Source organism: Bradyrhizobium sp. P5_C11_2, assembly GCF_054049755.1.
Genome location: NZ_JBFULT010000588.1, coordinates 1 through 4,569, shown reverse-complemented (window position 1 = coordinate 4,569; position 4,569 = coordinate 1). Strand labels below are relative to the sequence as shown.

The 4,569-nt window shown below is 62.1% G+C and carries 5 protein-coding genes; 2 read left to right on the top strand and 3 right to left on the bottom strand.

Translation table 11 applies throughout. From position 1 onward, the window contains the following. Positions 1-617, bottom strand: a 617-nt coding sequence (gene cyoE, locus ACXJL8_RS34685; RefSeq protein WP_456686415.1) for a heme o synthase, incomplete at its 3' end; no start/stop codon positions are given. A 708-nt stretch (positions 618-1,325) separates the two neighbouring features. Between cyoE and ACXJL8_RS34680 the strand changes: the two genes are divergently transcribed. Next, entirely contained in the window at positions 1,326-2,765 is a 1,440-nt protein-coding gene (locus ACXJL8_RS34680) for an NAD(P)/FAD-dependent oxidoreductase (protein WP_456686413.1), read from the top strand. 60 nt (positions 2,766-2,825) lie between these two features. Then, positions 2,826-3,275 (top strand): hypothetical protein, encoded by a 450-nt coding sequence (locus ACXJL8_RS34675; protein WP_456621808.1) that lies wholly within the window; start codon positions 2,826-2,828, stop codon positions 3,273-3,275. A 39-nt stretch (positions 3,276-3,314) separates the two neighbouring features. Here the strand turns inward: ACXJL8_RS34675 and ACXJL8_RS34670 are convergent, their stop codons facing one another. Together ACXJL8_RS34670 and ACXJL8_RS34665 are read right to left on the bottom strand one after the other, a co-directional pair. Then, the gene (locus ACXJL8_RS34670) at positions 3,315-3,890 is read right to left on the bottom strand and encodes an NADPH-dependent FMN reductase (protein WP_456686414.1); all 576 of its coding nucleotides are present in this window, start codon (positions 3,888-3,890) and stop codon (positions 3,315-3,317) included. Positions 3,891-3,892: 2 nt separating this feature from the next. After that, on the bottom strand, positions 3,893-4,569 hold a 677-nt coding region (locus tag ACXJL8_RS34665), incomplete at its 5' end, for an enoyl-CoA hydratase-related protein (protein ID WP_456686412.1).

Here is a 4,569-nt window from a genome sequence, read left to right as displayed (position 1 = left end):
GTGCGGTTGAGCGCCAGCGCCCAGAAATGCGGCGGCGTCCACAGGAAGATGATGAGGAACAGCGCAAGCGGCTCTACCCCGATGTCGCCGGTTGCCGCGGCCCATCCGACCACGGGCGGAAGCGCACCGGCGGCGCCGCCGATGACGATGTTCTGTGGCGTCGTCCGCTTCAGCCACGCCGTGTACACGACGATATAAAAGAGGATCGTTCCGGCCAACAATGCGGCAGCGAGCAGGTTCGTCGCCATGCCGAGGACCACCACGGCGGATCCGCCCAGAAGGAGGCCAAAGACAAACGCCGCGAACCGGGAGACCTTGCCGCGGGGAATTGGCCGCGTGACCGTGCGGGTCATGACCGCATCGATATCGGCGTCGTACCACATATTGAGTGCGCCGGCGGCTCCGGCTCCCGCGGCAATGGCAAGGATCGCGACGAGCAGCATCGGCGGGGCTGGCCGAACCGGGGCGATGCTCAGCCCGACGAGCGCGGTGAAGACGGCAAGCATCATCACCCGCGGCTTTGCGAGCGCGGCGAAGTCGGATGCACGCGAATGAAAGGATAATGCGACGCGTGCCGGCTTCTCTCCAGGCTGGACAGCGATGGATTCAGAGTTCATCTCGCTGCTCCAGGTTCTCTCAAGGGTGTCGTCTCTCGTGTTCGGCTGGCTGTCGATGCGTGCAGGCAATATGCATTCGCGCCCTCAACGGCGATTGAACGCGGCTGCTCGATTGGGGCCAATCATGCTCAAAACTGTCTGCTGACGAATCCCGATTTGACGACACGCGCTGCGATCGCACGATTCAGGACAATCTGAGCACGTTTCGACAAGCGCGCCGCACCGGCTTTTTTCTAAAGCAGATCATCGTTCGAATACCCGCAACGCGGCTTGGAGGACTATCGATGAAGACGTCGTCACTCTGGATGATTGCAACAGTCTGCCTCATGGCCTCGGCGTCCGCCGCGCAGGCGCGATCCGCCTATGACGGCTCCTGGGATCTTGTCTTCGTGACGCAAAGGGGCACGTGCGATCCCAGCTACAACTTCACCGTCAATATTTCCGACGGCATCGTGACCCATCCCAATCTGGTGAAATTCAGAGGATACGTTGCAAGATTCGGTTCGGTTCGAGCGTCAGTGACGGTTCACGAAAAATTTGCGTCTGGCACGGGTAGGCTTACGGGGACCACAGGCAGCGGGAGATGGAGCGGTCACACGGGAAGTGAACGATGCTCTGGCTACTGGACCGCACAGCGCAATTGACCAATCTGAAAAGGGATACGCCATATCGCGAGCCGCTGGCCTGCGAGGCTGCATTGGAGACCGTATGATGAGGCACGGCCGTTCAATGCGCCGCAGCGCCATCCAAGAACGGTCCGCACCTCCGCTGTATCTATGCTGTCGGGCCGGCTGGCCCCCAAGAGTCGGTGCACCCATGACGACAGTTTTGACCAGATCGTTCCCGCAGGAAAAACCGCCATTGACACGAGCGACACCAGGCAAGAAGCGCGTCCTGATCGTCGGCGGTGGCTTTGCCGGTATTGCGGCGGCACGGGCACTGAAGCGAGCCGATGTCGACATCACGCTGATCGACCGCCGCAATCACCACATCTTTCAGCCGCTGCTGTACCAGGTCGCCACCGCTGTTCTGGCACCATCCGAGATCGCGGCGCCGATCCGGCAGCTCGAGGCGAAACAGAAGAATCTCGGCGTGTTGCTGGCCGAGGTCAAGGGCATCAATCTCGGGGCTCGCACGGTCGAGGCCATTTGCCCGGAGATTGGCAGTCGAAAACTCGACTACGACTTCCTGGTGATCGCGACCGGAATGCATCCGAGCTATTTCGGTCATGACGAGTTCGCGCGGTTCGCACCCGGCCTCAAGAGCCTGAACGACGCCGAAACGATCCGGACCAAGATCCTCAGTGCGTTTGAATTGGCGGAAGCAACCGATGACGAGCAGGAACGCGCACGCCAGACGACATTCGTTCTGGTGGGTGCCGGCCCGACCGGCGTCGAGCTTGCCGCTTCGATCGCTCAACTGGTCTCGGTGACCCTGCGCAACAATTTCCGCAAGATCGACCCGGCCAAGAGCCGCATTATCCTGTTGGACGGCGGCACCCGTATTCTGCCGACCTTTGCGGAATCGCTGTCGCGAAAGGCGGCCAAGCGACTTGCGAAGCTCGGCGTCGAGGTGTCGACGGGCGTGAAGGTCGAGAAGGTCGACGATCAGGGCGTGATCGCGGCCGGCGTCCGCATTCCCAGCGCCACCGTACTGTGGACAGCAGGCGTCAGCGCCTCGCCGGTCGTGAAAATGCTCGGGACGCAGACGGACCGCGCCGGGCGCGCATTCGTCGGCGCCTACATGGACATCGCCGAGGCGCCCAACGTGTTTGTCGCGGGAGATGCTGCCACGATGACCCAGGATGGGCATCCCGTCCCCGGTGTGGCGCAGGCAGCGATTCAGCAGGGACGATTTGTCGGGCATGTCATCGCCAACCGTGTCAGGGGACACAAGGATGGCCGACCGTTCCGGTACCGCAACAAAGGGAACATGGCGGTGGTCGGCAAGAATTTCGCGATCCTCGAGACCCGCCATTTGCGCAGCAGCGGCTTTCTGACCTGGCTGGTGTGGGCCGCATTACACGTGCTCGCGCTGCCGCAGCTCCAGAACAGGTTTCGGGTCCAGACGCAGTGGCTCTGGTCGTATCTGTCGGGGCAACGGAGCTCACGGCTGATTTCCGAAGGACCACGGTCGTCCGCGTCATAGTCGAAGCCGGGCCCGATAACCGTCACTGCCGGTTTTCGAAGCCGATCGGAGATAGCATCTGTGGACGCCTCCATCATCTCCGCACTCGCCGCGCTCACTGGAGCAGCCGTGGGCGGCCTGACAAGCGGAATAGCGAATTGGCGCAGCCAGCGAAGCCAGGTCCGCGCCCAGTGGGTCCTTCACGAGGAGACTCGCCGGCAGACCTTGTACAGGGACTTCATCGAAGACGCCGCCAAATGCTACATCGATGCGCTCCAGCACGATAAGGCCGACATTCCCAGCCTGGTCAGCCTTTACGCCAAAATGAGCGCGATGCGGGCGATATCTTCAATGCCGGTGGTCCATCATGCCGAAGACGTCACCCGAAAAATCCTGGACACCTATCTGGAGCCGGACAAGAGCTTCGTCGAACTGCGCGAAATGGCGATCGACGGCACGATCGATCTGTTGCATGACTTCAGCAGGGCGTGCCGCGACGAATTCGAGCAAATGCGGCCGGTTCATTTTTGAGCGTCACCTCGCGATGCCGCTCGCTCTTGCTGCAGGGCATCACACCGGCTGACCCTGCGACCGGATCGTCTCGGCCCAATTGGCGAACGCCTGCATGAACCCTTCCAGAAATTTTCGGGTGCCGTCGCCGGCGAGCTTGCCCTGCTCATCGAAAAGCTTGTCGACGTGACCAWGGTAGGCCTCAGGCTGCTGCAGGGTCGGCACGTTCAGGAACACGAGCGACTGCCGGAGATGATGATTGGCGCCGAAGCCTCCGATCGCGCCGGGCGAGCCGCTGACGATCGCACCCGGCTTGCGATCCCAGACGCTACGTCCATACGGCCTTGAACCGACATCCAGTGCGTTCTTGAGCACGGCCGGCACCGACCGGTTATATTCCGGCGTGACGAACAGAACCGCGTCAGCGGCCTTGATGCGCTGGCGGAACGCGGTCCATTGCGCGGGCGGGGCAGCGGTATCGAGATCCTCGTTGTAGAACGGCAATCCTCCGATCTCGACGATGTCGAGCTTCATCGAGGACGGCGCCAGCGACACCAGTGCTTTCGCCAGCGCCCCGTTGAACGACGCCTTCCGGAGGCTTCCAACCAACACGCACACATTCATCGACTTTTCCATGGTCATACCGTCGCTTGCGACTTGATGTTTCGCGTGAAGTCGGGCTTGCGCTTTTCCACGAAAGCCGTGAACGCTTCTCTTGCGTCGTCAGAGCGGACTTGCGCGCTGAACTCCTCGTTCTCGGCCTTCATCGCGGCCTTGATCTGCTCGCGAAATGGCTGCTTCATGAGCCTCTTGCTGGCCCGCAGCGCCGCGGACGGCTTCGCTGCCAGTTTCCGGGCCGTGTCGGTTGCTTTCGCCCGGAGATCGTTGTCGGGGACGACCTCGGTCACCAGGCCCAGCTCCGCGGCGCGCCCGGCATCAAAGGGAGCTCCCAACAGGATCAGTTCGGCCGCACGGACGTGACCGATCCGCGCCGGCACGGAGCAGCTCGATCCGAACTCGGGAACGACGGCCAGATTGATGAAGGGCATCTGGAATTTTGCACTTTCGCCCGCGTAGATGAAGTCGCAGTGCGTCAGCATGGTGGTGCCGCCGCCGATCGCGGCGCCGTGGACCGCGGCGACCAGCGGCTTGTCGAAGTTGAGCAGCGCGTCCATCAGCCTGGCCTGTGGCGATTCGCCTGGTCCGGGAGGATTCTTGAGAAAATCGTCGATATCGTTGCCGGCACAGAACGAATCTCCCGCGCCATGCCAGAGAACGACACGCGTGCTCTCGTCCTTCGCCGCCCCGTTGAAGA